General features: G+C 62.5%; 32 protein-coding genes. 19 read left to right on the forward strand and 13 right to left on the reverse strand.

Annotation, left to right across the window (positions count from 1 at the left end; genetic code table 11):
- Positions 1-6 precede the first annotated feature (6 nt).
- A complete protein-coding gene (locus AC3ISR_RS08860) occupies positions 7-630 on the reverse strand; it encodes a response regulator transcription factor (RefSeq protein ID WP_192298765.1) in 624 nt (207 codons plus the stop codon).
- On the opposite strand from AC3ISR_RS08860, the gene AC3ISR_RS08865 reads away from it, so the two are divergent.
- Positions 614-877, forward strand: a complete 264-nt coding sequence (locus tag AC3ISR_RS08865; protein WP_192298766.1) for a hypothetical protein — start codon at positions 614-616, stop codon at positions 875-877. The two genes, AC3ISR_RS08860 and AC3ISR_RS08865, sit on opposite strands and share 17 nt — an antisense overlap.
- 10 nt (positions 878-887) lie before the next feature.
- Here AC3ISR_RS08865 and AC3ISR_RS08870 read toward each other — a convergent pair whose 3' ends face one another.
- The 6 genes from AC3ISR_RS08870 to AC3ISR_RS08895 all read right to left on the reverse strand — a co-directional run bounded on the left by AC3ISR_RS08870 (position 888) and on the right by AC3ISR_RS08895 (position 5152).
- Positions 888-1283 carry a response regulator gene (locus AC3ISR_RS08870; protein ID WP_192298767.1) on the reverse strand — a complete coding sequence of 132 codons (396 nt, stop codon included), beginning with the start codon at positions 1281-1283 and terminating at the stop codon, positions 888-890.
- A 172-nt stretch (positions 1284-1455) separates the two neighbouring features.
- Entirely contained in the window at positions 1456-2787 is a 1332-nt protein-coding gene (locus AC3ISR_RS08875; RefSeq protein WP_192298768.1) for a deoxyguanosinetriphosphate triphosphohydrolase, read from the reverse strand.
- A 71-nt stretch (positions 2788-2858) separates the two neighbouring features.
- A complete protein-coding gene (locus AC3ISR_RS08880) occupies positions 2859-4022 on the reverse strand; it encodes an EAL domain-containing protein (RefSeq protein ID WP_305392314.1) in 1164 nt (387 codons plus the stop codon).
- Positions 4023-4113: 91 nt separating this feature from the next.
- Positions 4114-4455: a hypothetical protein gene (locus AC3ISR_RS08885; RefSeq protein ID WP_192298770.1), complete on the reverse strand. Its 342-nt coding sequence runs from the start codon at positions 4453-4455 to the stop codon at positions 4114-4116.
- Positions 4452-4835, reverse strand: coding sequence for a phage holin family protein (locus AC3ISR_RS08890; protein ID WP_192298771.1), 384 nt, complete (start codon positions 4833-4835; stop codon positions 4452-4454). Before AC3ISR_RS08890 ends, AC3ISR_RS08885 begins: the two co-directional genes overlap by 4 nt.
- A gap of 2 nt (positions 4836-4837) precedes the next feature.
- Positions 4838-5152: an ElaB/YgaM/YqjD family protein gene (locus AC3ISR_RS08895; RefSeq protein ID WP_192298772.1), complete on the reverse strand. Its 315-nt coding sequence runs from the start codon at positions 5150-5152 to the stop codon at positions 4838-4840.
- A gap of 348 nt (positions 5153-5500) precedes the next feature.
- On the opposite strand from AC3ISR_RS08895, the gene AC3ISR_RS08900 reads away from it, so the two are divergent.
- The gene (locus AC3ISR_RS08900) at positions 5501-6709 is read left to right on the forward strand and encodes an ammonium transporter (RefSeq protein WP_489324696.1); all 1209 of its coding nucleotides are present in this window, start codon (positions 5501-5503) and stop codon (positions 6707-6709) included.
- Here the strand turns inward: AC3ISR_RS08900 and AC3ISR_RS08905 are convergent.
- Positions 6696-8420: a cation:proton antiporter gene (locus tag AC3ISR_RS08905; RefSeq protein ID WP_225595466.1), complete on the reverse strand. Its 1725-nt coding sequence runs from the start codon at positions 8418-8420 to the stop codon at positions 6696-6698. The two genes, AC3ISR_RS08900 and AC3ISR_RS08905, sit on opposite strands and share 14 nt — an antisense overlap.
- Positions 8421-8646: 226 nt before the next feature.
- Between AC3ISR_RS08905 and AC3ISR_RS08910 the strand changes: the two genes are divergently transcribed.
- From AC3ISR_RS08910 to AC3ISR_RS08920, 3 genes are all read left to right on the forward strand, one after another.
- A complete protein-coding gene (locus AC3ISR_RS08910; RefSeq protein ID WP_192298775.1) occupies positions 8647-8883 on the forward strand; it encodes a glutaredoxin family protein in 237 nt (78 codons plus the stop codon).
- A gap of 74 nt (positions 8884-8957) precedes the next feature.
- Positions 8958-9293, forward strand: a complete 336-nt coding sequence (locus tag AC3ISR_RS08915) for a hypothetical protein (protein WP_003189932.1) — start codon at positions 8958-8960, stop codon at positions 9291-9293.
- A 48-nt stretch (positions 9294-9341) separates the two neighbouring features.
- On the forward strand, positions 9342-10232 hold the full coding sequence (locus AC3ISR_RS08920; RefSeq protein ID WP_192298776.1) for a pseudouridine synthase: 891 nt from the start codon (positions 9342-9344) through the stop codon (positions 10230-10232).
- Positions 10233-10287: 55 nt separating this feature from the next.
- Here the strand turns inward: AC3ISR_RS08920 and AC3ISR_RS08925 are convergent, their stop codons facing one another.
- Both AC3ISR_RS08925 and mobA read right to left on the reverse strand, forming a co-directional pair.
- On the reverse strand, positions 10288-10509 hold the full coding sequence (locus tag AC3ISR_RS08925; RefSeq protein WP_016978480.1) for a YgdI/YgdR family lipoprotein: 222 nt from the start codon (positions 10507-10509) through the stop codon (positions 10288-10290).
- A 79-nt stretch (positions 10510-10588) separates the two neighbouring features.
- Positions 10589-11191 (reverse strand): molybdenum cofactor guanylyltransferase MobA, encoded by a 603-nt coding sequence (gene mobA / locus AC3ISR_RS08930; RefSeq protein WP_192298777.1) that lies wholly within the window; start codon positions 11189-11191, stop codon positions 10589-10591.
- A 76-nt stretch (positions 11192-11267) separates the two neighbouring features.
- Between mobA and moaB the strand changes: the two genes are divergently transcribed.
- From moaB to AC3ISR_RS08945, 3 genes are all read left to right on the forward strand, one after another.
- Complete coding sequence (moaB, locus tag AC3ISR_RS08935; protein ID WP_192298778.1) at positions 11268-11807, forward strand: molybdenum cofactor biosynthesis protein B; 540 nt, start codon at positions 11268-11270, stop codon at positions 11805-11807.
- Complete coding sequence (locus AC3ISR_RS08940; protein ID WP_489324697.1) at positions 11791-13017, forward strand: molybdopterin molybdotransferase MoeA; 1227 nt, start codon at positions 11791-11793, stop codon at positions 13015-13017. The genes moaB and AC3ISR_RS08940 overlap by 17 nt, the downstream gene beginning before the upstream one ends.
- 191 nt (positions 13018-13208) lie before the next feature.
- Complete coding sequence (locus tag AC3ISR_RS08945; RefSeq protein ID WP_192298780.1) at positions 13209-14444, forward strand: hypothetical protein; 1236 nt, start codon at positions 13209-13211, stop codon at positions 14442-14444.
- A gap of 1 nt (position 14445) precedes the next feature.
- Here the strand turns inward: AC3ISR_RS08945 and AC3ISR_RS08950 are convergent, their stop codons facing one another.
- Together AC3ISR_RS08950 and fliK are read right to left on the reverse strand one after the other, a co-directional pair.
- Positions 14446-14775 carry an EscU/YscU/HrcU family type III secretion system export apparatus switch protein gene (locus AC3ISR_RS08950; protein WP_192298781.1) on the reverse strand — a complete coding sequence of 110 codons (330 nt, stop codon included), beginning with the start codon at positions 14773-14775 and terminating at the stop codon, positions 14446-14448.
- On the reverse strand, positions 14772-16349 hold the full coding sequence (gene fliK, locus AC3ISR_RS08955) for a flagellar hook-length control protein FliK (protein WP_192298782.1): 1578 nt from the start codon (positions 16347-16349) through the stop codon (positions 14772-14774). The genes AC3ISR_RS08950 and fliK overlap by 4 nt, the downstream gene beginning before the upstream one ends.
- A gap of 200 nt (positions 16350-16549) precedes the next feature.
- Between fliK and ccmA the strand changes: the two genes are divergently transcribed.
- The 11 genes from ccmA to phnN all read left to right on the forward strand — a co-directional run bounded on the left by ccmA (position 16550) and on the right by phnN (position 24768).
- A complete protein-coding gene (gene ccmA, locus AC3ISR_RS08960; protein WP_192298783.1) occupies positions 16550-17185 on the forward strand; it encodes a cytochrome c biogenesis heme-transporting ATPase CcmA in 636 nt (211 codons plus the stop codon).
- Complete coding sequence (ccmB, locus tag AC3ISR_RS08965) at positions 17182-17850, forward strand: heme exporter protein CcmB (RefSeq protein WP_192298784.1); 669 nt, start codon at positions 17182-17184, stop codon at positions 17848-17850. The genes ccmA and ccmB overlap by 4 nt, the downstream gene beginning before the upstream one ends.
- 78 nt (positions 17851-17928) lie before the next feature.
- Positions 17929-18684: a heme ABC transporter permease gene (locus AC3ISR_RS08970; protein WP_192298785.1), complete on the forward strand. Its 756-nt coding sequence runs from the start codon at positions 17929-17931 to the stop codon at positions 18682-18684.
- The gene (gene ccmD, locus AC3ISR_RS08975) at positions 18681-18857 is read left to right on the forward strand and encodes a heme exporter protein CcmD (protein WP_065924460.1); all 177 of its coding nucleotides are present in this window, start codon (positions 18681-18683) and stop codon (positions 18855-18857) included. The genes AC3ISR_RS08970 and ccmD overlap by 4 nt, the downstream gene beginning before the upstream one ends.
- Positions 18854-19309, forward strand: coding sequence for a cytochrome c maturation protein CcmE (ccmE, locus tag AC3ISR_RS08980; RefSeq protein ID WP_192298786.1), 456 nt, complete (start codon positions 18854-18856; stop codon positions 19307-19309). Before ccmD ends, ccmE begins: the two co-directional genes overlap by 4 nt.
- Positions 19310-19312: 3 nt before the next feature.
- Positions 19313-21301, forward strand: a complete 1989-nt coding sequence (locus tag AC3ISR_RS08985; protein WP_192298887.1) for a heme lyase CcmF/NrfE family subunit — start codon at positions 19313-19315, stop codon at positions 21299-21301.
- Positions 21298-21834, forward strand: a complete 537-nt coding sequence (locus tag AC3ISR_RS08990) for a DsbE family thiol:disulfide interchange protein (protein WP_017734371.1) — start codon at positions 21298-21300, stop codon at positions 21832-21834. Before AC3ISR_RS08985 ends, AC3ISR_RS08990 begins: the two co-directional genes overlap by 4 nt.
- Entirely contained in the window at positions 21831-22304 is a 474-nt protein-coding gene (locus AC3ISR_RS08995; protein ID WP_192298787.1) for a cytochrome c-type biogenesis protein, read from the forward strand. The genes AC3ISR_RS08990 and AC3ISR_RS08995 overlap by 4 nt, the downstream gene beginning before the upstream one ends.
- Positions 22297-23481, forward strand: a complete 1185-nt coding sequence (ccmI, locus tag AC3ISR_RS09000; protein WP_192298788.1) for a c-type cytochrome biogenesis protein CcmI — start codon at positions 22297-22299, stop codon at positions 23479-23481. Before AC3ISR_RS08995 ends, ccmI begins: the two co-directional genes overlap by 8 nt.
- 16 nt (positions 23482-23497) lie before the next feature.
- A complete protein-coding gene (locus tag AC3ISR_RS09005) occupies positions 23498-23896 on the forward strand; it encodes a hypothetical protein (RefSeq protein ID WP_463984328.1) in 399 nt (132 codons plus the stop codon).
- A gap of 305 nt (positions 23897-24201) precedes the next feature.
- Positions 24202-24768: a phosphonate metabolism protein/1,5-bisphosphokinase (PRPP-forming) PhnN gene (gene phnN / locus AC3ISR_RS09010; protein WP_192298790.1), complete on the forward strand. Its 567-nt coding sequence runs from the start codon at positions 24202-24204 to the stop codon at positions 24766-24768.
- A gap of 61 nt (positions 24769-24829) precedes the next feature.
- Here the strand turns inward: phnN and AC3ISR_RS09015 are convergent, their stop codons facing one another.
- The gene (locus tag AC3ISR_RS09015; protein WP_463984327.1) at positions 24830-25708 is read right to left on the reverse strand and encodes a LysR family transcriptional regulator; all 879 of its coding nucleotides are present in this window, start codon (positions 25706-25708) and stop codon (positions 24830-24832) included.
- Between the last annotated feature and the right edge of the window lie 164 nt (positions 25709-25872).

A 25872-nucleotide genomic window follows, 5' to 3' on the forward strand; every position in this document is an offset into this window, starting at 1 on the left:
GCTTTCTCACACTAGCGCGTTTCGTTTTGCCAACTCGATAAGTTCTACCAAGGACTTGGCCTTCAATTTTTGCATGAGCCTCTTTTTATAAGTGCTGACGGTCTTGTTACTTAGAAACATGCCTTTGGCAATTTCCTTGTTGGTGCGGCCTTGTGCAAAAAGTTGCAAAACCATCAGTTCCCGGTCATTAACCGATTTGAATAGTTCAAGTTCATGGGAGTGACATTCAGAGCCTGCGGCATTCAATGCCTGGCTGGGGAAATAGTTATAACCGGATAATACGGCGCGGATGGCGCTGAGCAGTTCGCTCAGGTCGCCTTCCTTGCACACATAGCCGTCGGCACCCGAGCGCATGCAGCGTGTGGCAAAGAGCGTAGGGGACTGCGCGGTCAGGATGAGGGTCTTCATCTGGGTGTTCATCGCGTTGAATCGGCACAACACTTCAAGCCCATCGAGTTTCGGAATACTGATGTCAAGAATGATCAAGTCCGGAAGGCATTCACGGACCATTTGTATCGCATCACAACCATTATCCGTTTCACCGACGACTTTGTAGCCTTCGTGCTCCAACAACATTCGAATTGCCAGCCTTATAACAGGGTGGTCATCGATAATGAAAACTGAGTTCATAATCACATTCCATGCAAGTGCAAATAAAGCGGGCACATTAGCTCAGAAGATGTGGTGTGAGCATGAAGCCTGGTGGCAGCAGATACAAAACAAGAATGTTCCTACATCAAAAAAGGCTGCGACCTACAGGTCGCCAGGATTTATGGCTGGCTTTGTCAGTGTGTCGATGGCTGCAGGGTGGGAATGTTGCGGTCAGGATTGCGCGGTTGGCTTTGTACTGGTTATTTTCTTATGTATTGATGTTTAAATTCCTACGGCTATAAGTCAGATATTGGATTAAGTAGTGCTGAAAGTTCGTCGCCGTTCAACGGTTTTGACAAGTAACCCAGTAACGGCAAGCGACGTTGTTGCGCTTGAATATAGAGTTTTGATAATTCGAGTAGGGGCAGGCTGCTGAGCAACACCGCTGCGCTGATGAACCCACGTCGGCTGGCAATTTCGACCAGTTCCAGCCCTGGCAGGTCCGGCAGGCATTGGTCGCAGAGCAACAGGTCGAAAGGCGTTTCGGAGCGGCTCATCTGACGGACCGCCTGTTCGGCGTTTTCCGCCAGGGTCTGCTGTGTGAAACCGAAGCTTTTGAGCAGGCACTGAGTCGCGATGAGCTGAAAGGGATGGTCCTCCACCAACAGGATACGCAGGTGATGTTCGGGCATAGAAGGGCACACACTGAGTCAAGCGTCGTGGGTTGGGGCGTAGGAATTACTCGCCAGATCGGCCAGAAACGTGCGTGATTATTCTTCGAGTGAGTGTGCGAATTCGATCAGGCCGCTCTGTTCCCATCGTAGGGCGATTCCTTTCAGGGAACAGGCGGCTGGATAGACAGGATTACTGAGGACTGGAACGCCCCGTCATCTCCCTCGCCATTTCGGTGGCGTAGCTGTCGGTCATGCCGGCGATAAAGTCGATCATGCGTAGAAACGAGGCGTGCAATGGCCACGCCGGATTGGGCGCGCTGTTGCCCAGCAGGTCGAGAATACGCCGGTTCTTGAACGAAGGCGTGCGTCCGCCATGCTGCTCCAGCGCAGCGCCGCAGAAGGCGTTCAGGAGGATCTCCAGGGTGGTGTAGGCGCCGATCTCATGCAGGGTCTTGCGCTTGTCCTGAAAGATTTTCTTGCGTGCCATGTCCTTGGCGTCGAGCACGCAGCGTTTGGCCGGGCCGTGCATATGCTCCACCAGGTCCCCTGGCAGGGTGCCCGCAAGCAAGGCATCTTGTTGTTCGACAAAGGCCTGCGCCGCTGCGTTGGTCAGGTGTTCGATGGCCTTGCCGCGCAGGATCGCCAGTTTGCGTCGGCGCGAGTCGTCGGGGCCCAATTGGCGATAGGTTTGCGGCAGGTCGTCGCCCACCAGGTCAAGCAACAGCGACTCGACTTCGGCGTATTGCAACAGGTCCATTTCCAGGCCGTCTTCGAGGTCGATCAACGCATAGCAGATGTCGTCGGCGGCCTCCATCAGATAGACCAGCGGATGACGCGCCCAACGTTGTTCTTCCAGTTGCGGCAGGCCGAGCTTGTGGGCGATCTGCTCAAGAATCGGCAGCTCGCTCTGGTAGCAGCCGAACTTGTGTTTCTTGTAGCCCAGTGAGTCGGCGTGGCGGGCAGTCCAGGGGTATTTCAGGTATGTGCCGAGGGTGGCGTAGGTCAGCCGCGTGCCTCCGTCGAACTGGTGATATTCCAGCTGGGTGAGCACCCGGAACCCCTGGGCATTGCCCTCGAAATTGAGGAAGTCATTGCGCTCGGCGCTGCTCATGTCATCCAGCCAACCGCGCCCGGCGGCCTGCTGGAACCAGTGGCGGATGGCGTCTTCACCGGAGTGCCCGAACGGCGGGTTGCCGATGTCATGGGCCAGGCAGGCCGATTGCACCACCATGCCCAGGTCACTGGGGTCGCACCAGTCGGGCAGGGCGCCGCGCAGGGTCTCGCCGACGCGCATGCCCAGGGAGCGGCCGACGCAACTGACTTCCAGCGAGTGGGTCAGGCGCGTGTGGATGTGGTCGTTGCTCGACACCGGGTGCACTTGGGTCTTGCGGCCCAGGCGGCGGAACGCGCCGGAGAAAATGATGCGGTCGTGGTCTTTGTGAAACGGGCTGCGCCCCAGTTCTTCAGGGCTATGCAGGGGTTTGCCAAGACGTTCGCGGGTCAGCAGGGTGGGCCAATCCAAGGCGGGTACTCTCCGTGCGGTGAATGACCCCCCCAGCTTCCCGGTTCCGCTTCGGCGGGGCAAGCGAAAATCTACAGCCCGGCGGCGTCGACATCGATTAACAGCAAGCGCTGACCGTTATCGAAGAATTGTCCGGCGGTCAGGCAGTATTGGTTGCTGGTGGCGTCGCGATAGGTCGAGGACAGATTCAGCCGCCGCTCCTCCCAACCCTCGGCCAGCAAGTGATAGAAATACGGGCGCCACGACCAGTTGTGACCCAGGTAACGGCTGTCGGCTTGCCAGGCATCGTGCTGCCATTCGAAGTTCGGGGTCAGTTGGGTGCCATGCCGGTCGCACTGATAGAAGCGCAGCAGCCAGGGGAAGTCCGGCAGTTGTGGCAGTTGGCTCAAGGGTGCCTGGCCCTGGGCCCAGGTTTGCAGGATGTGCATCAGCTCGACCAATTGCAGGCGCAGCTGCATGAGGCGCCCGCGCTCCGTGAGTTTTTGCTGGACGTACTGCGTGCGCAGTTGTGCAAAGCGTGGCACGAAGGCATCGGCGGCGAACCAGTCAAGCTGCGCCTGGGCGAACAGATACCCCTGCACATACCGCGCCCCGCACTCCAGGGCAAAGCTCAACTGCGCTTCGGTCTCCACGCCTTCGGCAATGATCCAGCAGCCGGTCTTCTCGGCCATTTGCGCGAGTGCGCGCACCACTTCGCTGCTCGGCCCGCCGCGTGCGGCGTCCTGGAACAGGCGCATGTCGAGCTTGAGAATATCCGGTTGCAGCGCCAGCACCCGATCCAGCTGGGAGTAGCCCGCACCGAAATCGTCGATGGCAATGCGCGCGCCGGCCTCGCGATAACGCGCCACTACGTCAGCCAGGCGCTGGATGTTGCCGCCCAACTCGGTGATCTCGAATACGATCCGCCGGGGATCGACGCCGTGGGCGCGCACTTGTTTGAGGCTGGGCAGCACCTGGCCGGGGCGCAGGCGATTGATCCAGCGGGGCGAGATGTTCAGGCTGAGGAACCAGTCTTCGGGCACTTCGTGCAGGCGGCTCAGTGCGTTGTCGCGGATCTGTCGGTCCAGCCGCCGCAGGCTCACGCCAGGCGTGCGCGGATCAGCGAACAGCGGCCCCACGGACTGCAAGCGGCCGTCAGGTTGACGCAAGCGACCCAGGGCTTCGACGCCGGCAATGCGCCCGGTGGCAGTGTCGATAAACGGCTGGAAGCAGGCGAGCGGTTGCCCGTCGATCACAGGGACTCCTTAACGAAATGGCGAAAAAAGGCCCGACTCTCGAAAACGAGAGCCGGGCCGCTTCTGTCTGCAAGAATGCAGCCAGCGTGGCTCAGCCTTTGCGCGACGCACCCTGCATGGCCAGTTTGATCAGCGGGATCAAACCGGCGCCCAACCGTACCAGGCGCGTCAGGCTGGCGAGGCTGCCACCCTTGGCGCCCTTGCCGGTGAAGAAGCCCAGCAGCGTCACCGCCGCCACGCCCCACAGCGGCGCATGCTTGATGCCCAAGCTGTCCTGCCAGTTCTGGCCCATGTTGCGTACCTTGGCCAGTGGTGCCACCAGTTGCTGCGACTCGTGGCGGATTTCCTGGCGGTGCATTTCCATGCGCAGGCGGATCAGCGCCTTGCGCATTTCCCGGCGCGAAGTGGTGTGCGGGATTTCAGTCAGGCTCATGGCAGCAGGCGCTCCCGGTCATTGGCCAGCTCTTCGAGGGTGGCGTGGAACGGTGTGGACTCATCGAACACCGCCGCTTTCAGGCGTAACCCGCAGAAGGCGGCGGCCAGGCTGTAGAACACGCAGAGGCAGATGATCCCGGTGAGACGATAGCCGGTGTCCCAGACCAGGATCATCACCAGCGTCGACAACCCCACCAACAGCAGCAGGGCAAACACCAACGCCAGCCCGGCAAACAGCAACAGGCTGACGGTGCGCGCCTTCTGCTCCTGTAATTCGATGCCGAACAGTTCGACGTGGCTGTGCAGCAAACCCAACACGGCCGCGCCCAGGCGCTTTGAAGTAGAGCTCGTGGACGAGCCGGTTTCGCCGTTAGACATGATTAGCGCCTTGTAGCCAGCAGGCCGATCAGGAAACCCACGCCGGCGGCAATGCCGACCGACTGCCAAGGATTGGCCTGCACATAATCTTCAGTGGCGGTGACGGCCGCCTGGCCGCGTTCGCGCAGGGACTCTTCGGTCTGGTGCAAGGTTTCACGGGCCTTGAGCAGGCTCTCGTGGATCTTGCTGCGCAGCTCGTCTGCTTGGTCACCAGCCAGGATCTTGGTGTCGTCCAGCAGCTTTTCGGTGTCGCTGACCAGGGTTTGAAAATCCGCCAGCAGTATTTCTTGAGCAGTCTTTGCCGTTTTTCTGGCCATGGTTATCTCCGTGATGGGCTGAATCTGTGCGTTGTGGTTTCGAGTCACCGGCATCGGTGAAGGTTCAGTGCAATTGTCTGGTACAGCTTTTGCTTTGCCTTGGTGCGCAGGCCACGTGGCTTGCGCTGAATCCGGGCGGTCGGGCAGGAAGCCTTCAAAAACCTTACCCTAAATAACTGAAACTCGCGGAAAAACCCTGTCGGCAACGGCCTGTTGTGGTGATCGCTGCGCTAAAGCGGTTCACGCCCTCTGAAGAGGGGTGGAGCCGATGGTGCCAATTTAGTGCGCGAGACCCTGGCTTGAACCGCTTTGGTGCTTTTTGCCTTTAATGCAGGCCTGCCAACCTCCATGGAAAATTTGCAAAGTGCGGTGGACATCCTCGTCCACAGTTCCAACACCCTGTTTATCCTGATCGGCGCCGTCATGGTATTGGCCATGCACGCCGGCTTCGCGTTCCTCGAAGTTGGCACGGTGCGCCAGAAGAACCAGGTCAACGCGCTGTCGAAAATCCTCAGCGACTTCGCCATCTCCACGCTGGCCTATTTCTTTATAGGCTATTGGATCTCCTACGGCGTGAGTTTCCTGCAACCGGCGGCGGTGATCAGCGCCGATCATGGCTATGGCCTGGTGAAGTTCTTCTTCCTGCTGACGTTCGCAGCGGCGATCCCGGCGATTATTTCCGGAGGTATCGCCGAGCGTGCACGTTTTGTTCCGCAACTGTGCGCCACGGCGCTGATCGTGGCGTTTATCTACCCGTTTTTCGAAGGCATGGTGTGGAACGGCAACTTCGGCCTGCAAGCCTGGCTGCTGGCGACCTTTGGTGCCAGTTTCCATGACTTCGCCGGTTCCGTGGTGGTGCACGCCATGGGTGGCTGGCTGGCGCTGGCGGCGGTATTGCTGCTCGGCCCGCGCAACGGGCGCTATCGCGAGGGACGACTGGTGGCGTTTGCACCGTCGAGCATTCCCTTCCTGGCGTTGGGGTCGTGGATTCTGATCGTCGGCTGGTTCGGCTTCAACGTAATGAGCGCGCAGACCCTGAACGGCGTCAGCGGCCTGGTGGCGGTCAATTCGCTGATGGCCATGGTTGGCGGCACCGTGGCCGCACTGATCATCGGGCGCAATGACCCAGGCTTCCTGCACAACGGCCCCTTGGCCGGGCTGGTGGCGATCTGTGCCGGTTCCGACCTGATGCACCCGGTGGGCGCGCTGGTCACCGGCGTGGTTGCCGGTGGCCTGTTTGTGTGGTGCTTTATCGCCGCTCAGGACCGTTGGAAGATCGACGACGTGCTCGGCGTGTGGCCACTGCATGGCCTGTGCGGCGTATGGGGCGGCATCGCCTGCGGCATCTTTGGCCAGACCGCGCTGGGTGGCTTGGGCGGCGTCAGCCTGATCAGCCAGTTGATCGGCACCGCCCTGGGAGTGGTCGTGGCGTTGGGCGGCGGCCTGTTGGTGTACGGCTTGATCAAGCGCGCCTACGGCCTGCGCCTAAGCCAGGAAGAGGAGTATTACGGTGCGGACCTGTCGATTCACAAGATCGGCGCGGTCAGTCAGGATTGAGCGGCTCGTCGGCCGCTTGATAAAAACCGTGCAGCAGGCGATAGCGGTTATGCCGCACTTCGTCGACCCGCGCCTGCACCTGTTGGTCCGGCAGGCCCAGCAGGATCAAGGCGTGGGAGGCGAGCATCAGGCTCGACTCCAATAGCTCAGGCACCACTTCACTGGCGCCTGCAGCTTTCAATTCGGCCAACTGGCTGTCATCGCGGGTGCGCACCAGGATCGGCACTTCGCGGTTGATTCGCCGCGCTTCTTTCAACACCACCAGGGCGACATCGGTGTTGTCCACGGCAATCACCACCAACCGTGCGCGCTCGAGGCCGACCGCGCTGAGTAATGCGCCCCGTCGGCAATCGCCGTAATGCACGCTGCTGTCTTCGGTGGCGGCTTCCTGCACCCGTTCCGGGTCGTCATCCAGGGCGATAAACGCCTGTTGTTCATTGCGTAGAAAACGTCCGATGGATTGCCCGACGCGGCCATACCCACAAATCACCGCATGCCCGCGCAGTTCGGCGTTGAGTGCGGTGATGTGTTCCAGTTGCACCTGCTGGTTGGGCTTGCGGTGCAGACGCAGGGCAATGGCTGGCGCGGCGCGCAACAGCAGGGGCGTGAGCAACATCGAACAGAACGTCGCAGCGAGCAACAGGCCGTTGAACTCGTCCGGAATCAGCCGGCTCTGTTGCATCTGCGCCATCAAGGCAAAACAGAACTCGCCGCCCTGGGCCAGGGCCAGGCCGCTGCGCCAGGCGGTCTCGCTGTCGCTGCCGCGCCACTTGACCAGCGCGGCTACCACGCAGCCTTTGACCAGCATCAGCGTGAGCGTCAGGCCCAGGATCAACAGGCTGTGGCTGACGAACAGTTGCAGGTCGATCAGCATGCCGATACTGACGAAAAACAGCCCCAGCAGGATGTCGCGAAACGGGCGGATGTCGGCTTCGATCTGGTGCCGGTAATGGCTTTCCCCAAGCAGCATGCCGGCCAGGAACGCGCCGAGGGCCGGGGACAGCCCCAGCAAGTGCGTCAGCCACGCCGTAAGCAGCACGATCACCAACGCCAGCAGCACAAACAGCTCCGCCGAGTGAGACGCCGCGACCTCATGAAACAGGCGCGGCAACAGCCAGCGGCTGGCCAGCAGCAAGCCGACAAACAGCACCACGGTCTTGCCCAGGGTCAGCGGCAATGCCACGTACCAGGCCTGCTCGCCGGTGCCGGCGAACACCGGCACCAGGGTCAGCAGCAACACCGCCACCACATCCTGGAACAGCAATACGCCAATCGCATTCTGGCCATGGCTGCTGAAGATTTCGCCGAGGCTGGTCAGCTCCTTGCTGACGATGGCCGTGGACGACAACGCCAGCCCGGCACCGAGCAACAACGCGATGCCCGGGGCCACGCCCAGCGCCATCAACAGGATACCCAGCAGCACCCCGCAACCCAGCACCTGCAAACTGCCCAGGCCGAACACCACATGGCGCAGGGCAAGCATTTTGGTCAAGGAAAACTCCAGGCCCAGGGAGAACAGCAGGAACACCACGCCCAACTCGGCCAGGTCCGGCAGCTCTTCGCTGTCATTCACCCAGTCCAGGGCAGTCGGTCCCACGGCCAGGCCCACGCACAGGTAGCCGAGCACGGGCGGCAGTTGCAGCCGGCGAAACAGCGCAATCACCACCAAGGATGAGGCCAGAATGATCAGCAGGTTGGCAAACACACACATCTCCATTGCAAAAGGGCAGGCAAAAAGCCGCGAGAATCACTGAATCAGTTATAGGCCATGCTGACCTGCGTCAGGGTTTTCTGTGGCGAGGGCGCTTGCTCGCGTTGGACTGCGCAGCAGTCCCATGCCTGGGGTCGCTTCGCAGCCCAGCGGCAGCAAGCGCCCTCGCCACAGGTAACCCGCGGGCATAGAATGGTCGCCTACTTTCTGATCAGGTCCGTTTGTCATGCTTCCTGAATGCCAGCTGTTCGGCACCCTGGGTTGCCATCTTTGTGAGAATGCCGAATCCGAAATCATGCCGCTCGTCGAACACGGGCTGATGGTTGAATTGGTCGATATCGCCGATTCCGAAGCGCTGTTTGAGAGCTACGGCCTAAGGATTCCGGTACTCCGGCGGGTCGACACCGGCGCTGAGCTGGACTGGCCGTTCGACAGCGGGCAGGTGGTCGCCTTCCTGCGCTGAGGTTTGCGCGATGGCGGGTTTCCGAATATTGAGTTACTGTATGTTTGTACAGCGATTGAATAGAGGGAACGCCCGTGGTGAATGTTGAACAACTGAAAAGCAGCGTCAATCGCATGTCCGCCGATGTCGTGCGTGACGCGGTGAACGAGCTGCGCCTCGACGGCCTGGTCACGGAAGGCAAGACGCCGTTTAACAAAGTGCATTTCAATACCTGCTTTGCCGAGATCGAGGCGTTGTTCCAGCGCGCCGGCTATCACAAGCAGTTGGATGTGGTGGGTTACCAGGGTTTGTTGTACGCGCTGTACGATCCAGGCCGCTGGGAAGCGGTGGACGTGCTGCGCTGGCTCAAGGAATTCACCGAGGCCGCCAGTGCCTCGCCGGTTCTGCGGGCGCAATTGGCCAAGGCCTGAGCCATGCGGGATAATGCCCGCCGGTTTTCTCAAGCTTCGAGCATCTGCATGTCCACTTCCGGTTTTATCGCGTCCGAGCACCAAGCCAGCACCCTGTACTTGCCGCCGGGCCCTTGGGCGACGGTGCTCGAGTGCCTGTGCGAGCACTTTGCGGCGATCGGCCGGGAACATTGGCTGGACCGCATCGCGCGCGGTCGAGTGCTGGATGTCCACGGTCGCCCGATCAGCCAGGGCCTGGCCTACAAGGAAGGCCTGTGCATCTACTACTTTCGCGAAGTGCCGAACGAAAAGGTGATCCCGGTCGAGGAGAGCATCCTCTACGCCGATGAACACTTGGTGGTCGCCGACAAACCGCACTTCCTGCCTGTGACGCCGGCCGGTGAGTATGTCGAGCAAACCCTGCTGCGCCGCCTGATCCGCCGCTTGGACAATCCGTCGCTGGTGCCCCTGCACCGCATTGACCGGCACACCGCGGGGCTGGTGTTGTTTTCGGCCAACCCGGCCAGTCGTGCGGCCTATCAACAGCTGTTTCCCACGCGCCAGATCGACAAGTTCTACGAAGCCATCGCCCCTGCCTTGCCCGACCTGACCTTCCCCCTGGTGCATAAAAGCCGCCTGGTGGATGGCGAGCCGTTCTTCCGCATGCAGGAAGGCGCAGGTGTGAGCAACACCGAAACGGCGGTTGAAGTGCGCGAGAAACACGGCGACCTGTGGCGCTACGGCCTGTTCCCGGTGACCGGCAAGAAGCACCAGTTGCGCGTGCACATGACTGCGCTCGGCGCGAGTATCTGTAACGACCCGTTCTACCCTGACGTGATCAAGGACGCCGTGGACGACTACGCCAACCCCCTCAAGCTGCTGGCCCAGGGTGTGCGGTTCATCGATCCGGTGACCGGCGAAGAACGCAGTTTCCGTAGCCGCATCACCCTCCACTGGTAACCCGCAAGAACGACAAGGCCCGCACGCGGCGGGCCTTGGTGGCAAACGCTAAGACTTACAGGTCTTTAACGGTGCGGACCTGATCCTTGTTGATGCGGGTCTGCTTGCCGTCCAGTTGTTCGAACTCGTAGAAGCCCGAATCCTTATCGAATTTAGGGGTGTCGACGGCCTGGATTTCGCGACCGTCATTCAGGGTGATCACTGTTGGCGAAGCGCAACCGGCGAGGGTGGCGAGGCCCAGTGCAAGCATGAGAGCGGCGATGGTCCGTTGAGTCATGGTGTTGTCTCCGAGAGAATTCTTTTGAAATACTGACCTTGTGACGCGCGCGGCGTCGACAAAGTTCCTGATGCGAGGCTCATTCTGACACGCCAGGGCTGGGGAGTAACAGCTCGGGGGTATTCAGGTTGGCCAGGCGCGGATCATCCGTCGGGCATTCCAGGCCCACCGCGCCGAGTTTCATAAAGATCTGTCGCGGGCTGCGTTCACCGGCGTGCCAGGCGGCCTCGACCGCGTCGCGCAGGGCGGTGGGCAGGATGCAGATCAGCGGTTCCCAGAATTGACCATGGCGCACCATCACGGGCACCCGCGGATTGCGTTGCGCGGTCGTACGCAGCTCGGCCAACAGTTGTGCATCGATCTGCGGTACATCGCACGGCAGGATCAGCAAATGCCCATGACGCGCGGCGACAAGACCGGCGCGGATGCCTGCGAGCGGCCCGGGGTAGTCCGGGCTGTCGTCATTGACCAGTTGGTCGGCAAACGCCGCGTATCGCTCGGGGTTGCGGTTGCACGAGATGATCAGGTCGTCCGTCAGCGGCCGGACCAAACCGTGCAGGTGCGCAATCAACGGCTGACCGCGCCATTCCAGCAGGCCCTTGTCCTGGCCGCCCATGCGCTGGCCACGGCCACCGGACAACAGCAACACCGAACAGGGCAGGGGCGATGAATCGATAGGCATGGCGGTTCCGCAGCGGCAGCAAAAGGGGGGCCTGTGATATAACACCCGCCTGTTTCTTCGACAACCGGACCGTGCCATGACCGCCAAGGCAGATGCGCCCTTCGTACCCCTGAACATCGCTGTATTGACCGTCAGCGACACCCGCACCCTGGACACCGACACCTCGGGCCAGGTCTTCGTCGACCGCCTCACCGCCGCGGGCCACAACCTGGCCGAGCGTGTGCTGCTCAAGGATGATCTCTACAAGATCCGCGCCCAGGTCGCCCACTGGATCGCCGAAGACGTGGTGCAGGTCGTGCTGATCACCGGCGGCACCGGCTTCACCGGCCGCGACAGCACCCCGGAAGCCGTGAGCTGCCTGCTGGACAAACAGGTCGACGGCTTTGGCGAACTGTTCCGCCAGATCTCCGTGGCCGACATCGGCACCTCCACCGTGCAATCGCGCGCCCTGGCCGGGCTGGCCAACGGTACCCTGGTGTGCTGCCTGCCGGGTTCGACCAATGCGGTGCGCACCGGCTGGGATGGCATCCTCGCCGAGCAACTGGACAACCGTCACCGCCCATGCAATTTCGTACCGCACTTGAAGCAGGCCGAGCCCTGTGAATCCCGTGGGTAAGCCCGGCAAGAGCGGTGCGCTGATGCCGGTGGAAGACGCCTTGGCGCAACTGCTGGCGATGGCCGAGGCCGCGCCGATCCGCGATTTGCAAACGTTGCCCCTGGCCGATTGCGATGGCCGTGTCTTGGCGCAAGACCTGATCGCCACCCTCGACCTGCCGCCTTGGCCGAACAGCGCCATGGACGGTTACGCCCTGCGCCTGGCCGACTGGAACGGCGAGCCGCTGGTGGTCAGCCAGCGCATCTTCGCCGGCCAGGTACCGCAACCATTGGCCGCCGGCACCTGCGCGCGGATCTTCACCGGCGCACCGGTGCCGCAGGGTGCGGACTGCGTGGAAATGCAGGAAAACGCCGTGGTCCACGCCGACGCGCGCGTGAGCTTCACGCAGCCGCTGCATACCGACCAGAACATCCGCCCCCAGGGCCAGGAAACCACGGTCGGCGAGTTGGTCTTGAGCGCCGGCACGCGCCTGGGGCCGATCGAACTGGGGCTTGCCGCGTCACTCGGGCGTGATCGTCTCGAGGTGGTGCGCCGCCCGCGTGTGGCCGTGCTGTCCACGGGTGATGAGCTGATCGAGCCCGGCCTGCCGCTGGGCCCCGGGCAAATCTACAACAGCAACCGCCGCGTGCTGTGTTCGTGGCTTGAGCGCATGGGCTGCGAAGTGATCGACGCGGGCATCCTGCCCGATGACCTGGAGTTGACCCGCACGCGCTTGGCGGGCTTGGGCCGCGTCGACCTGATCCTGTCCACCGGCGGTGTGTCGGTGGGCGAGGCGGATTTCCTCGGCATTGCCCTGCGGGAAGAGGGCGAGCTGGCGCTGTGGAAGCTTGCGATCAAACCTGGCAAGCCGCTGACCTTCGGGCATTTCCGGGGCGTACCGGTGATCGGCCTGCCGGGCAACCCGGCGTCGACCCTGGTGACCTTTGCACTGCTGGCGCGCCCGTACCTGCTGCGTCGCCAGGGGGTCGCCGATGTGCAGCCGTTGCGCTTCGAGGTCCCGGTGGGGTTCGTGTGGCCCAAGCCGGGCAACCGTCGCGAGTACCTGCGTGGGCGTATCGAGCAGGGCAGGGCGATCATCTACCGCAACCAGAGCTCTGGCGTGCTGCGTAGCGCGGCGTGGGCCGAAGGGTTTGTGGAAGTGCTGGAAGGTACTACGTTGGCGGAGGGCGATCGCGTCAACTTCATCCCCTTGAGCGAAGTCCTGAACTGATCACAAACCCTAAGTGTGGGAGGGGGTTGCCCCTTCCCTCGGCGCTGTCGCGTTCCACCGCTCCTGGCTGCGGGCCAGAGCCGACCCTGGCCTGCGTTCGGCGTTAATGGGCCGTGATCAGGAAAAGTCCTATCAGCAAGACCTGGCATGGGGGCTAAGTTGGCAAGCCCTGACTGATCGGAGGACCGAACATGCCACTCCCAATTGCAAATCGCCCCTCTGTCGTGGTGGCACCCGCGCCTGATTTGGCGATTTCTTCCAGCAATGCCCGCGACATATTGCAGGCTTTGATTCGCAGGCCGCCTTCCGAGAATACCTACCGGGAACGCCTCGAATGCATGCGTGCCGATTCGAGTATCACCTCCTGGCAGGCACTGACCCGTGACCCTGAGCAGTTGAAGCGCCTGCAGGAAAACGAGCGCAGCGCCTGGAGCAACCCGGCAGGTTTCGACAAAAACCTGATGCCTTTGGCCCAGGCCCTGAGGCAGAAGAACGTCTGGTTGCCTGAAGTGGAGAATTTCAATGCCAACATTCTGAAAAACCTCACCACGCAGATGGCCGGCAAATACCTCGAGCAATTTCAGTCCATTCTTCAAGACCCGGCCCCCGCCCGGGCAGGCGATGTCTCGATCGTTCGCGGCGCACCTTCTGCAGGCAAGACCACCTTTCTCAAAGGCCAGTTCTCGCTCAATACCGACGCCGTCAAAAACATGATTCAGGACCGCATGCCCGGCACGAGCATGTCGCAGGTGCATGATCAGGGTGTAGCGTTGGTCCAGCAGTTTTCCGGCACGATGGAACAACGCCTGGCGCAGCCGTTGACGCGGGACGCGTTGTACCTGTGGCCCAAGGACTTCGATAAAAAGATGACGGATGTTGGCAATATGTCGGGTGAGCCCCGGTTGCGCTTCCATGACATCCAGGTGGACCTCACCACCTTGTGCTGCCGGATTCTCAAGCGCGGTACGGACGAGGCAGTGATGGGGTTCGACATGCTGAGCCAGTTCTACAAAGCCGGCCTTGAGCATCGGGGCGCGAGCATCCAGTCGGTCAAGGACAGTGGCAGTTCGCTCAAGGAGTATTCGCTGTCAGCCTGGGACGGTAACCGGAACGTGCTGGTGGCCCAGCAGGCGCAGGGGTCCAAGGACTTCGTGATCCATGATCCGAGGCTGTTCGATAAGGTCACGACCTGGGATAAAGATTCGGTGCAGGACGAGGTCGATCGCGTCAGCGGAACCACGATCGATGCGCCATTCATCAATCGTTTCACCGCATCACTTCCTGAGGCGCAAGCCGCTCCCTTTCGAGAGGCGCTGAGCGTGTATACCGGCCTGACATTCAAGGAGGCCCTGCAGCAACATGCCATGCGCAAACCCGTTGCGACCTCGTTAGGGGCCAGGATGCTGGCGCAGGTGGTGCCTGGTTGATTCAGTAGTCGTCGCCGCGCTCGGTGATGTCGCGCTCGACGGGCGCGGCATCCGGGTCATAACCCACCGGGAATTTGCCCTTCAACGTCCAGGCAAACGCGATGATTTCGGCGACGGTGCGGTACAACTCTTCCGGAATGCTGTCCCCCAACTCCATCCGTGCCAGCAGCTTCACTAGCTCGGCGTTCTCATAGATCGGCACTTCATTTTCCCGCGCCAGCTTCAGGATCGCTTCGGCCAATGCATCGTCACCCTTGGCAGTCAGGGTCGGTGCTTGCTGGCCGTCGTACTTGAGGGCAATCGCCTGGCGCGGCGGGTTGGTGTTGTTCATGCGGTTTCATCCACCCAGCGTTGCTCCAGTCCGGTTTTCGGCCCGCGTGGCGGGGTGCCGAGGTGGCAGTCGAGGTCGCCGACGTTAAGGCCCGAGGTGACCAGGCGTTCGCGCAAGTGGCCCAGGTGGCTTTCGATCAAGCTGGCGGTGAACGGCCGGGTCGCCCAGAGCTGGCTGGACAGTTTGCCCTGGCTCAGTTGCGCCTGGACCTGCAACGGTCCCAGTGGCTCCATGTCGAACGCCAGGTCTACGCGCCAGAGCATCTGCCGGGGGTCCTTGCGTTCTTTGCGTTCGGGCTGGTCTTTGTCCGGCGCCGGTTCTTCACGCTGGAACTTGACCTGCAAGGGCACGATGTCCTGCAAGGTGCGCATGGGGATTTCCAACTGCCAGGTGGTTTGCAGGCGACCATCGGCGGTGGTGCCGGTTTGCTCCAGGCTCGACAGCTGGTGGCTTTGCAGGCGTGAGATGGCGCCGGCGGCCAGGCGCAGCAGGTTTTCCAGGTCGCCTTCGCCTTCCAGTTTCGCCATCAGCCGTTCGGGCAGCGGGAAACCGGCGGGAGCCTGGCGGGCGCTGAGCTGGCCGAGGGTGTTCAGCGGGCTGCGCACAAAGTTGGGCAGTACCTGGGCCAGGGTGTTGGCGGCGAGGATGGCATTGAGGTTGGTGCTGGCGGGCAGGGCCGGTAGCAGCTCGGCCACCAGGCGCAGCAGGGCGCCTTTCATGTCCAGCGGTGGAACCCCCGGGTTCTGCCCGGCGAGCAGTTTGGCTTCAAGAAAGGCACCGCTGTTCTGGATCACCTGGGCCAGCACTTTCGGATTGCTGACTTGCGCCAAATCGGGCAAAGCAGCCAACAAACGCTCGGCCGCCCCGCGCAGTTCAGTGGAGGTGCTGTCACTGCGCGGCAGGTTCTGCAACGCAGTGAACACGGCATCCAGTGAGCCTTGGCGGCTTTGTTGAGTCGCCAACTGCTGGGTGACGGCCAACTGGTCCTTCAAGCCACTCAGCGGCACGAAATTCAGGGTTTGCGCGTTCTGCACCACGGCACTGAGCAAGCTGCCGACGCGCAGCGGCTGGGGGCTTTCCAGCGTCAATGTAGCGCCGGCGAGGGTGTTGTTGAGCACCGTCACCAGCGAACGGTAGATCGCCGGTTGCGCCGCGCCCTGGGGCAGCGTCTGGGTCGTCAGCACCTTGGCTTGCAGCAGCGTGCCGACCGGCAACTGCGTGGTGTCGATGCGGGTGAGGGCGGCGACGTTGGCGCTCAAGGCCTGTTGCAAGCTGATGGTCAGGTTGCCCGCCGGGGTCTGGCTGACCGCCACATTGCTGCCCAACGGCAGGGGTTGCGCGCTGCTGGCTTGCACCAGGGTCTGGCGGCCGCCGTCGAGGGTCAGCTTGAGCAGCAACTGAAAGGCTTCACCGCCTTGTTTCAGGGCGATGACTTCGGCGTTGGCGGTTTTCCCCGGGGAAATCAGCCCGGTCTGCGGTTCCAGCAACTTGAGCAGTTCACCGGTCGCGGGCAGCGGGGCGGGCCCGCCTGTCGAGGCGGGTGGAAGCACAGGAAGGTTGATTTCGCCGGTCATCGTCTACGCCGTCTTGAAGGAAATTGCCCTCTTGAGAGTAGGGCATCGCATGTATAATGCCGCCGGTCTGCAAAGAGAGCGCTAAAAACCTCACAACTATTTGATCCAGCTCTCTAAAATCGGTCGCCAAAGCCGTTATTGTGCATTTCTCTTTAACGGCCGCTGCACCGCCGACTTGAACCGTAAAGGCCCGCGATCTTTTGACCAGCCCTCTTCTTGAAGCCGTAGCGCTTTCCTGTGAACGCGACCTGCGCCTGTTGTTCGAGCACCTCGACCTGCGGCTGACGGGCGGCGACATGGTGCAGATCAGCGGCCCCAACGGCAGCGGCAAAACCAGTCTGCTGCGGCTGCTGGCCGGGTTGATGCAACCGACGGCGGGTGAAATCCGCCTCAACGGCAAGCCCCTGAACGCGCAACGTACTGAACTGGCCCGCAACCTTATCTGGATCGGCCACGCCGCCGGGATCAAGGACGTGCTCACCGCCGAAGAAAACCTCAGTTGGCTCAGCGCCCTGCATCATCCCGCCTCCCGTGACGCCATCTGGCAGGCCCTCGCCGCCGTCGGCCTCAAGGGCTTCGAAGACGTACCCTGTCACACCCTGTCCGCCGGCCAGCAGCGCCGCGTGGCCCTCGCGCGGTTGTACCTGCCGGGCCCGCCGCTGTGGATTCTCGACGAACCCTTCACTGCCCTCGACAAACAAGGCGTCGCCCAGTTGGAAGAGCACTTGGCCCAACACTGCGAGCAGGGCGGGCTGGTGGTGCTCACCACCCACCACACCCTCGCGCGCATGCCCGCCGGTTACCGTGACCTGGACCTGGGCCGGTGGTCGCTATGAGTGTGTTCGCCCTGTTGGTCGCCCGCGAAGCCCGGCTGCTATGCCGACGCCCGGCCGAGTTGGCCAATCCGCTGGTGTTCTTCGCGATTGTCATCGCACTGTTCCCGTTGGCGGTCGGTCCCGAGACTAAACTGTTGCAAACCTTGTCTCCGGGACTGGTGTGGGTGGCGGCGCTTTTATCGGTGCTGCTCTCGCTGGACGGGCTGTTTCGCAGTGATTTCGAAGACGGTTCCCTGGAACAGTGGGTCCTTTCGTCGCACCCCCTGCCTCTACTGGTATTGGCCAAGGTGCTGGCACACTGGGTTTTTTCCGGCTTGGCGCTAGTCTTGCTCTCGCCGCTGCTGGCGCTGATGCTCGGTTTGCCCGTCGAATGCCTGCCGATCCTGCTGCTGAGCCTGTTGCTCGGTACGCCGGTCCTCAGTTTGCTGGGGGCGGTGGGCGCGGCGTTGACCGTGGGTTTGAAGCGCGGCGGGCTGTTGCTGGCCCTGTTGATTCTGCCGTTGTACATCCCGGTGTTGATCCTGGGCAGCGGCGCCTTGCAAGCCGCGCTCATGGGCATGCCGGCGACCGGTTACCTCTTGTGGCTTGGCAGCCTGACCGCCCTGGCTGTAACCCTGACACCTTTTGCGATAGCGGCCGGCCTGAAGATCAGCGTCGGCGAATAATGAGGTCTGGCTGATCATTAGCCAGTAAAGACCCTAAGCTGCTTGCGTCGACAAGCGGCAACCGTGATGGAAACAGCAATGAACTGGACCTGGTTTCACAAGCTTGGCTCACCCAAATGGTTCTACGGCATCAGCGGCAAGCTGCTGCCGTGGTTGAGCCTCTTCGCCGTGCTGCTGATCGGCATCGGCCTGGTCTGGGGCCTGGCCTTCGCGCCGCCGGACTATCAGCAAGGCAACAGCTTTCGCATCATCTACATCCACGTGCCGGCCGCGATGCTGGCCCAGTCCTGCTACGTGATGCTGGCGGTGTGCGGCATCGTCGGCCTGGTCTGGAAGATGAAACTCGCCGATGTCGCCCTGCAATGCGCCGCGCCCATCGGGGCGTGGATGACGGCCGTGGCGCTGGTCACCGGGGCGATCTGGGGCAAGCCGACCTGGGGTTCATGGTGGGTGTGGGATGCGCGACTAACGTCCATGTTGATCCTGCTGTTCCTGTACTTCGGTCTGATTGCCCTGGGCAATGCGATCAGTAATCGTGACAGTGCCGCCAAGGCCTGCGCGGTGCTGGCGATTGTCGGCGTGATCAACATCCCGATCATCAAGTACTCGGTGGAGTGGTGGAACACCCTGCACCAGGGCGCCACCTTCACCCTCACCGAAAAACCGGCAATGCCCGTGGAAATGTGGGCGCCGCTGCTGTTGATGGTGCTGGGGTTCTACTGCTTTTTCGGCGCGGTGCTGCTGATGCGCATGCGCCTTGAGGTGCTCAAGCGTGAAGCCCGCGCCAGTTGGGTCAAGGCCGAAGTGCAAAGCTGCCTGGGAGCACGTGGATGAGTTTTGCTTCTTTCAGTGATTTTCTCGCCATGGGCCACCACGGCCTGTATGTCTGGACGGCCTATGGCATCTGCCTGGCGGTGCTGGCCCTCAACGTCGTCGCGCCGATCCTGGCCCGCAAGCGTTATCTGCAACAAGAGGCGCGTCGTCTGCGCCGGGAGACCGAAAAGTGAATCCGCTGCGTAGAAAACGTCTGTTGATCATCCTGGCCATCCTGGCTGGCGTGGGCATTGCCGTGGCCCTGGCCTTGAGCGCCTTGCAACAGAACATCAACCTGTTCTACACCCCGACCCAGATCGCCAATGGCGAAGCGCCGCTGGATACCCGCATCCGCGCCGGCGGCATGGTCGAGCAGGGCTCGCTGAAACGCTCCGGCGACTCCCTCGACGTGACCTTCGTGGTCACCGACTTCAGCAAGTCCGTGACCATCAGCTACCGCGGCATCCTCCCGGACCTGTTCCGCGAAGGCCAGGGCATCGTCGCCCTGGGCAAGCTCAACGCCGAGGGCGTGGTGGTGGCCGATGAAGTGCTGGCCAAGCACGATGAAAAATACATGCCGCCGGAAGTGACCAAGGCCCTGAAAGACAGCGGCCAGTCCGCACCAACGCCCGCCAAGGAGGGTTGAGTGATGACATCCGCACTGTTTATTCCTGAGTTGGGCCACCTGGCGATGATCATCGCCCTGTGCTTTGCCGTGGTGCAGGCCGTGGTGCCGTTGCTCGGTGCCTGGCGCGGCGACCGCCTGTGGATGAGCCTGGCGCAGCCGGCAGCCTGGGGCCAGTTTGCCTTCCTGCTGTTCGCGTTTGGCTGCCTGACCTACGCGTTTATGACCGACGATTTTTCCGTCGGCTACGTCGCCAATAACTCCAACAGCGCCTTGCCGTGGTACTACAAGTTCAGCGCGGTGTGGGGGGCCCACGAAGGTTCGTTGCTGCTGTGGGCATTGATCCTCGGCGGCTGGACCTTCGCCGTGTCGGTGTTCTCGCGCCAACTGCCACAAGTCATGCTGGCGCGGGTGCTGGCGGTGATGGGCATGATCAGCATCGGCTTCCTGCTGTTCCTGATCATGACCTCCAACCCGTTCAGCCGCATCCTGCCGCAGATCCCGGTGGACGGTCACGACCTCAACCCGCTGCTGCAAGACATCGGCCTGATCGTGCATCCGCCGATGCTCTACATGGGGTACGTCGGCTTCTCCGTGGCGTTCGCCTTTGCCATCGCCGCCTTGCTCGGCGGGCGTCTCGATGCGGCCTGGGCGCGCTGGTCGCGGCCGTGGACCATCGTCGCCTGGGCGTTCCTCGGCATTGGCATCACCCTCGGTTCGTGGTGGGCCTACTACGAACTCGGCTGGGGCGGCTGGTGGTTCTGGGACCCGGTGGAAAACGCGTCCTTCATGCCTTGGCTGGTGGGCACGGCGTTGATTCACTCGCTGGCCGTCACCGAAAAGCGCGGCGTGTTCAAGAGCTGGACCGTGTTGCTGGCCATCGCGGCGTTTTCCCTCAGCCTGCTCGGCACTTTCCTCGTGCGCTCGGGGGTGCTGACCTCGGTGCATGCGTTTGCGTCTGATCCGGCACGCGGCATCTTCATCCTGATCTTCCTGCTGTTTGTCGTCGGCGGCTCCCTGACCCTGTTCGCCCTGCGCGCGCCGGTGGTCAAGAGCCAGGTCGGCTTCAACCTGTGGTCGCGGGAAACCCTGCTGCTGGGCAATAACCTGGTGCTGGTGGTGGCGGCGTCGATGATCCTGCTCGGCACCCTGTACCCGTTGGTGCTGGATGCGCTGAGCGGGGCCAAGCTGTCCGTGGGCCCGCCGTACTTCAACGCGTTGTTTATCCCATTGATGGGCTTGTTGATGGTGGTGATGGCCGTCGGCGTGTTGGTGCGCTGGAAAGACACCCCGCTGAAATGGCTGGTGGGCATGCTGATGCCGGTGTTGCTCGGCAGCGTGGCCCTGGCGGTGCTCGCCGGTTTTGCTTACGGCGACTTCAACTGGGCAGTGCTCGCCACCTTCCTGCTCGCCGCCTGGGTGCTGCTGGCCGGCGTGCGCGACATCTTCGACAAGACCCGCCACAAAGGTTTGATCAAAGGCCTGCCGGGCCTGACCCGCAGCTACTGGGGCATGCAGATCGCGCACATCGGCATCGCCGTGTGTGCCCTCGGCGTGGTGCTGTCCAGCCAGAACAGTGCCGAGCGCGACTTGCGCCTGGCGCCGGGCGAGTCCATGGACCTGGCCGGTTATCACTTCATCTTCGAAGGCGCCAAGCACTTCGAAGGGCCGAACTTCACGTCCGACAAAGGCACCGTACGCGTTGTGCGCAACGGTAAGGAAGTGGCGGTGCTGCACCCGGAAAAACGCCTGTACACCGTGCAGAGCTCGATGATGACCGAAGCCGGGATCGACGCCGGTTTCACCCGTGACCTCTATGTTGCGCTGGGTGAACCCTTGGGCGACGGCGCCTGGGCGGTGCGGGTGCATGTGAAACCGTTCGTGCGTTGGATCTGGTTCGGCGGTCTGCTCACCGGTTTCGGTGGTTTGCTGGCAGCGCTGGATCGACGCTATCGGGTCAAGGTCAAGAGCCGGGTGCGTGAAGCCCTCGGCATGCAGGGAGCGGCGGTATGAAGCGTTGGTTGATGGCGATCCCCCTGATCGTGTTTTTGCTCGGTGCGGTGGTCTTGTATCGTGGCCTCTACCTGGACCCGTCCGAGCTGCCTTCGGCAATGATCGGCAAGCCGTTCCCGGCGTTCAGCCTGCCGACCGTGCAAGGCGACAAGACCCTGACCCAGGCCGACCTGCTGGGCAAGCCGGCGCTGGTCAATGTGTGGGGCACCTGGTGCATCTCCTGCCGCGTCGAACACCCGGTGCTCAACAAGCTGGCCGAGAAAGGCGTGGTGATCTACGGCATCAACTACAAGGACGACAACGCTGCCGCCCTGAAGTGGCTGGCCGAATTCCACAACCCCTACCAGTTGGACATCCGCGACGAAGACGGCAACCTCGGTCTGAATCTCGGCGTGTACGGCGCCCCGGAAACCTTCTTCATTGATGCCAAGGGCGTGATCCGCGACAAGTACGTCGGCGTGATCGACGAAGTGGTGTGGCGCGAGCAACTGGCCGCCAAGTACCAGGCGCTGGTGGATGAGGCCAAGCCATGAAGCGTCTGTTAGCCGCCGCCGTGCTGGCGCTGGGCCTGGCCGGTGTGGCCCACGCGGCCATCGACACCTACCAGTTCGCCAGCGACGCCGAGCGTGAGCGTTTTCGCGAACTGACCAAGGAATTGCGCTGCCCCAAGTGCCAGAACCAGGACATCGCCGACTCCAACGCGCCCATCGCCGCCGACCTGCGCAAAGAGATCTTCCGCATGTTGGGGGAGGGCAAGGATAACCAGCAGATCATCGACTTCATGGTTGATCGCTACGGTGACTTCGTGCGCTACAAACCCGCGCTCACTGGCAAGACCGCGCTGCTCTGGTTCGGCCCCGCGGGGCTGTTGCTGGCGGGCGTGGTGGTGATGGTGGTGATCATTCGTCGTCGCCGGCCCGCGCCTAACGATGGCTCCGATGCGCTGTCCCCTGAAGAGCGCAAACGTCTCGACCAATTGCTGGACACCAAGACTGATGATTGATTTCTGGCTCGCAGCCGGCTTGCTGCTTCTGATTGCCCTGAGTTTCCTGTTGATCCCGGTGCTGCGTGGCCGCCGCGCCCAGCGTGAAGAGGATCGCACCGCGCTGAACGTGGCGCTGTACCAAGAACGCGTCGCCGAGCTGCAAGCGCAGAGCGCCGAAGGCGTGCTCGATGCCGCGCAACTCGACACCGGCCGCGCCGAAGCCGCGCGCGAATTGCTGGCCGACACCGAAGGCGTGGAAAAGCCCCGCGAATCGCGCCTGGGCAAACCGTTGCCGTTGCTCGCCGCGTTCCTGGTCCCGGTATTGGGCGTGAGCCTCTACCTGCATTTCGGTGCCAGCGACAAGGTCGAACTGACCCGCGAATTCTCCCAGCCGCCGGTGTCCATGGAAGACATGACCCAGCGCCTGGAACGCGCCGCCATCGCCCAGCCGGACTCGCCCGAGGGCCTGTACTACTTGGGGCGTGCCTACATGGCCCAGGACCGTGCGGCCGATGCAGCCAAGGTCTTCGAACGCGCCGCAGCCCTGGCCGGGCGCCAGCCGGAACTGCTCGGCCAGTGGGCCCAGGCGCAGTACTTTGCCGACAACAAACAGTGGTCGCCCAAGGTCCAGGCCCTGACGGACGAAGCGTTGAAGCTCGACCCCAAGGAAGTCACCAGCCTCGGCCTGCTGGGTATCGCCGCGTTTGAGGGCCAGCGTTACCAGGAAGCCATCGACTACTGGAGCCGCCTGTTGGCGCAACTGCCGGCAGCCGATGGCTCCCGAGCCGCGCTGCAAGGCGGTATCGACCGCGCAGCTGACAAACTCAAAGAGAGCGGCGGCACGGTGGCGCAAAAGGCGCTGCTCAAAGTCCGCGTGGACCTGGCGCCGGACGTCAAGGCCAAAGCCCTGCCAAGCGACAGCGTGTTCATCTTCGCCCGCGCCGTGTCCGGCCCGCCGGCACCGTTGGCGGCCAAGCGCGTCACCGTCGCAGAACTGCCGGTGACCGTCGAACTGGGCGATGCCGACGCGATGATGCCGCAGTTGAAACTGTCCAACTTCCCTGAAGTCCAACTGGTTGCGCGCATATCCCGGGCAGGTCTTCCGACCGCTGGCGAGTGGATCGGCCGCAGCCAATCCTTGGCCAGTACCACCACTGCACTGCAGCAGCTGACCATCGACAGTCCGGACAAGTAATTTCGAGGAAACGCCCATGACCGCATTCGCACGTATCACCCTGCTCAGCCTGGTATTGGGCTTGAGTGCTTGTGCGGTCCACCGCCCACCTCCCGCACCGACCGGCCCGACCATCCCACCGTCGGGCCCGGCGACCCAGCCGAGCATCAGACCCTCCACCCCGGTAACCCCACCGCCGAAAAGGCCGGTGCCGACCTCGTCGCCAACCTTTGCCCCACCACCGGGTGCCGCCAGCCACTGGGACGGCACCATGAAGGTCTACGTGCTGGAAGATCAACCCGACACCTTCTACCGCCAGCGCACCTACTATCGCTGGAACAACGGCTGGAGCCGTTCCATCGGCCCGAATGGACCCTGGGAAGAAACAGACGTGCAGGGCGTGCCGCCGGGGTTGAGCAAGAAATACGCGCAATAGAAAAGGCGACCTTCGGGTCGCCTTTTTCATACCGATGAAATGCGTTCGGCCAAACGCAGGGGCAAATGTGGGAGGTGAGCTGCACACAGAATGCCGACCGGGGAATGGAAACCCGGTTGGGGTATGACCTCCTGCGTACAACTCGGCCGGCATCATGAATAACTGGCGAAGATTCAGCCGTAGGGAAAGTCTGGTTTCCGCGTCCATCGCTTCGCGCATTCGCAATGCTACCTGCCAGCTGGTGCGCTACTGTAAAGTGGCCGCCGCCGGCGGGCTGACCGGCAATAGGTCAAGAGGGTATGTGAATGGCAGGCAGGTTGATCTATCTCATCGGACCATCCGGTTCGGGCAAGGACAGCCTGTTGGACGCCGCACGCCCACGCTTGGCCGAGCGCGGTTGCCGCATCGTGCGCCGCGTCATCACCCGTTCGGCGGAAGCGGTGGGCGAGGCGGCGCAAGGCGTGAGTCCCGAGCAGTTCGCCGCGATGGAGGCCGAGGGCGCGTTTGCCCTGAGTTGGCAGGCCAATGGCTTGTCCTACGGCATTCCCAGGGAAATCGACGACTGGCTGGCGGCCGGGCACGACGTGCTGGTCAACGGCTCCCGCGCGCACCTGGCGCAGACTCGCGCGCGTTATCCGACCTTGCTGGTGTTGTTGCTGACGGTGGATCAGGCGGTGTTGCGCCAACGCTTGATCTCACGGGGACGTGAATCGCTGGCGGATATAGAAGCGCGCCTGGCGCGCAATGCGCAGTTCACGGCACAGCTGATTGCCGACAATGGCTCGGGGTTGTATGTGCTGGATAATTCCGGACCGCTGGCGCATACGGTCGAGCGCTTGCTGTGCTGCCTGGATCAGCAGCATTTGAGTTGAGCGCCACATCAACAACGGGCCGTCGCTCAATGCTCGTATTCCCCGGTTTGTAGCGGGAGGGCTACGCCAGCAACTGCTCGACATACGCCACAAACGCCCGCGCCTTGGCGCTCGCCATCCGGCCGGTGGGGAACACCGCCCATAGATCCCGTGCGGGCAGTTTCCAGTCGGTGAGCACGGTTTTCACTTCGCCACTGGCCAGTTCCGGCGCGAACATCCAGGTGGACGATAACGTCAGCCCCAAATCACTCAACACCGCAGCCCGCACGCCTTCGGCTGCGGTGACGCGCACGCGGCCGTGGGCCACGATGGGGTACGTCGTGTCACCCTGGGTGAAGCTCCAGTGCGCGCCCTCGCCACGGGTGTAGATGATGGCCTCGTGTTGCATCAGGTCCTCCGGCGTGGCGGGTTCGCCGCAGCGTTCGAAGTAGGCCGGGGTGGCGAGGATGACGCAGGGCGATTCGCCGATCTTGCGCGCGGTGAGGTTTGAATCGTCCAGATTGCCCATGCGCAGGGCGACGTCGATGCCTTCTTCCACCAGGTTGAGGCTGCGGTCGTCGAGGATCACATCCACAGTGATCTCGGGGTACTGCGCCAGAAACGCGCCCAACTGGGGAATGATGTGCATCCGGGCGAAGGTTACCGACGCGCTGACCCGCAAGTTGCCGCTGAGCCCCGCACCGGCGCCCCGGGCGGCGTCGTCGGCCGCGTTGGCTTCATCGATGGCGCGCTTGGCTTTCTCGAAAAACGCCAGGCCCGCCTCGGTCGGGCTCAGGCCACGGGTGGAACGCAGCACCAACCGCACCGCCAGGCGTGCTTCCAGCTGCGCAATGCTCTTGGACACAGCGGGCTGGCCGATACCCAGGCGTTTGGCGGCGGCGGAGAACGAGCCGGTTTCGACAACGTGGACGAAGGTTTCCATGGCGGTGAGGCGGTCCATCGGGTGTTCCTGTTTGGCTTGGCGGCGCTCAAGCCTAAGGTGATGAGCCGCAGGTGTCATGCGTTTCCCGTGCAGGGCCGGGGGCTTTCAACATCCAGCAAAACAGCCGTCAGTCAGTCCGGGGGATTTTGTGCTTGAGTAAAGATAACTCTAGGGTTACTTTT

The sequence above is a fragment of the Pseudomonas sp. GL_117 genome (assembly GCF_057835125.1).

Bases quoted from the DNA above. Each gene is read 5' to 3' on its own strand.
- AC3ISR_RS08865 (WP_192298766.1), top strand. From the start codon at position 614: ATGAAAACTGAGTTCATAATCACATTCCATGCAAGTGCAAATAAAGCG.
- AC3ISR_RS08860 (WP_192298765.1), bottom strand. From the start codon at position 630: ATGAACTCAGTTTTCATTATCGATGACCACCCTGTTATAAGGCTGGCA.
- AC3ISR_RS08870 (WP_192298767.1), bottom strand. From the start codon at position 1,283: ATGCCCGAACATCACCTGCGTATCCTGTTGGTGGAGGACCATCCCTTT.
- AC3ISR_RS08885 (WP_192298770.1), bottom strand. From the start codon at position 4,455: ATGAGCCTGACTGAAATCCCGCACACCACTTCGCGCCGGGAAATGCGC.
- AC3ISR_RS08890 (WP_192298771.1), bottom strand. From the start codon at position 4,835: ATGTCTAACGGCGAAACCGGCTCGTCCACGAGCTCTACTTCAAAGCGC.
- AC3ISR_RS08895 (WP_192298772.1), bottom strand. From the start codon at position 5,152: ATGGCCAGAAAAACGGCAAAGACTGCTCAAGAAATACTGCTGGCGGAT.
- AC3ISR_RS08900 (WP_489324696.1), top strand. From the start codon at position 5,501: ATGGAAAATTTGCAAAGTGCGGTGGACATCCTCGTCCACAGTTCCAAC.
- AC3ISR_RS08905 (WP_225595466.1), bottom strand. From the start codon at position 8,420: ATGTGTGTGTTTGCCAACCTGCTGATCATTCTGGCCTCATCCTTGGTG.
- AC3ISR_RS08910 (WP_192298775.1), top strand. From the start codon at position 8,647: ATGCTTCCTGAATGCCAGCTGTTCGGCACCCTGGGTTGCCATCTTTGT.
- AC3ISR_RS08920 (WP_192298776.1), top strand. From the start codon at position 9,342: ATGTCCACTTCCGGTTTTATCGCGTCCGAGCACCAAGCCAGCACCCTG.
- AC3ISR_RS08925 (WP_016978480.1), bottom strand. From the start codon at position 10,509: ATGACTCAACGGACCATCGCCGCTCTCATGCTTGCACTGGGCCTCGCC.
- mobA (WP_192298777.1), bottom strand. From the start codon at position 11,191: ATGCCTATCGATTCATCGCCCCTGCCCTGTTCGGTGTTGCTGTTGTCC.
- moaB (WP_192298778.1), top strand. From the start codon at position 11,268: ATGACCGCCAAGGCAGATGCGCCCTTCGTACCCCTGAACATCGCTGTA.
- AC3ISR_RS08945 (WP_192298780.1), top strand. From the start codon at position 13,209: ATGCCACTCCCAATTGCAAATCGCCCCTCTGTCGTGGTGGCACCCGCG.
- AC3ISR_RS08950 (WP_192298781.1), bottom strand. From the start codon at position 14,775: ATGAACAACACCAACCCGCCGCGCCAGGCGATTGCCCTCAAGTACGAC.
- fliK (WP_192298782.1), bottom strand. From the start codon at position 16,349: ATGACCGGCGAAATCAACCTTCCTGTGCTTCCACCCGCCTCGACAGGC.
- ccmB (WP_192298784.1), top strand. From the start codon at position 17,182: ATGAGTGTGTTCGCCCTGTTGGTCGCCCGCGAAGCCCGGCTGCTATGC.
- AC3ISR_RS08970 (WP_192298785.1), top strand. From the start codon at position 17,929: ATGAACTGGACCTGGTTTCACAAGCTTGGCTCACCCAAATGGTTCTAC.
- ccmD (WP_065924460.1), top strand. From the start codon at position 18,681: ATGAGTTTTGCTTCTTTCAGTGATTTTCTCGCCATGGGCCACCACGGC.
- AC3ISR_RS08985 (WP_192298887.1), top strand. From the start codon at position 19,313: ATGACATCCGCACTGTTTATTCCTGAGTTGGGCCACCTGGCGATGATC.
- AC3ISR_RS08990 (WP_017734371.1), top strand. From the start codon at position 21,298: ATGAAGCGTTGGTTGATGGCGATCCCCCTGATCGTGTTTTTGCTCGGT.
- AC3ISR_RS08995 (WP_192298787.1), top strand. From the start codon at position 21,831: ATGAAGCGTCTGTTAGCCGCCGCCGTGCTGGCGCTGGGCCTGGCCGGT.
- ccmI (WP_192298788.1), top strand. From the start codon at position 22,297: ATGATTGATTTCTGGCTCGCAGCCGGCTTGCTGCTTCTGATTGCCCTG.
- AC3ISR_RS09005 (WP_463984328.1), top strand. From the start codon at position 23,498: ATGACCGCATTCGCACGTATCACCCTGCTCAGCCTGGTATTGGGCTTG.
- phnN (WP_192298790.1), top strand. From the start codon at position 24,202: ATGGCAGGCAGGTTGATCTATCTCATCGGACCATCCGGTTCGGGCAAG.
- AC3ISR_RS09015 (WP_463984327.1), bottom strand. From the start codon at position 25,708: ATGGACCGCCTCACCGCCATGGAAACCTTCGTCCACGTTGTCGAAACC.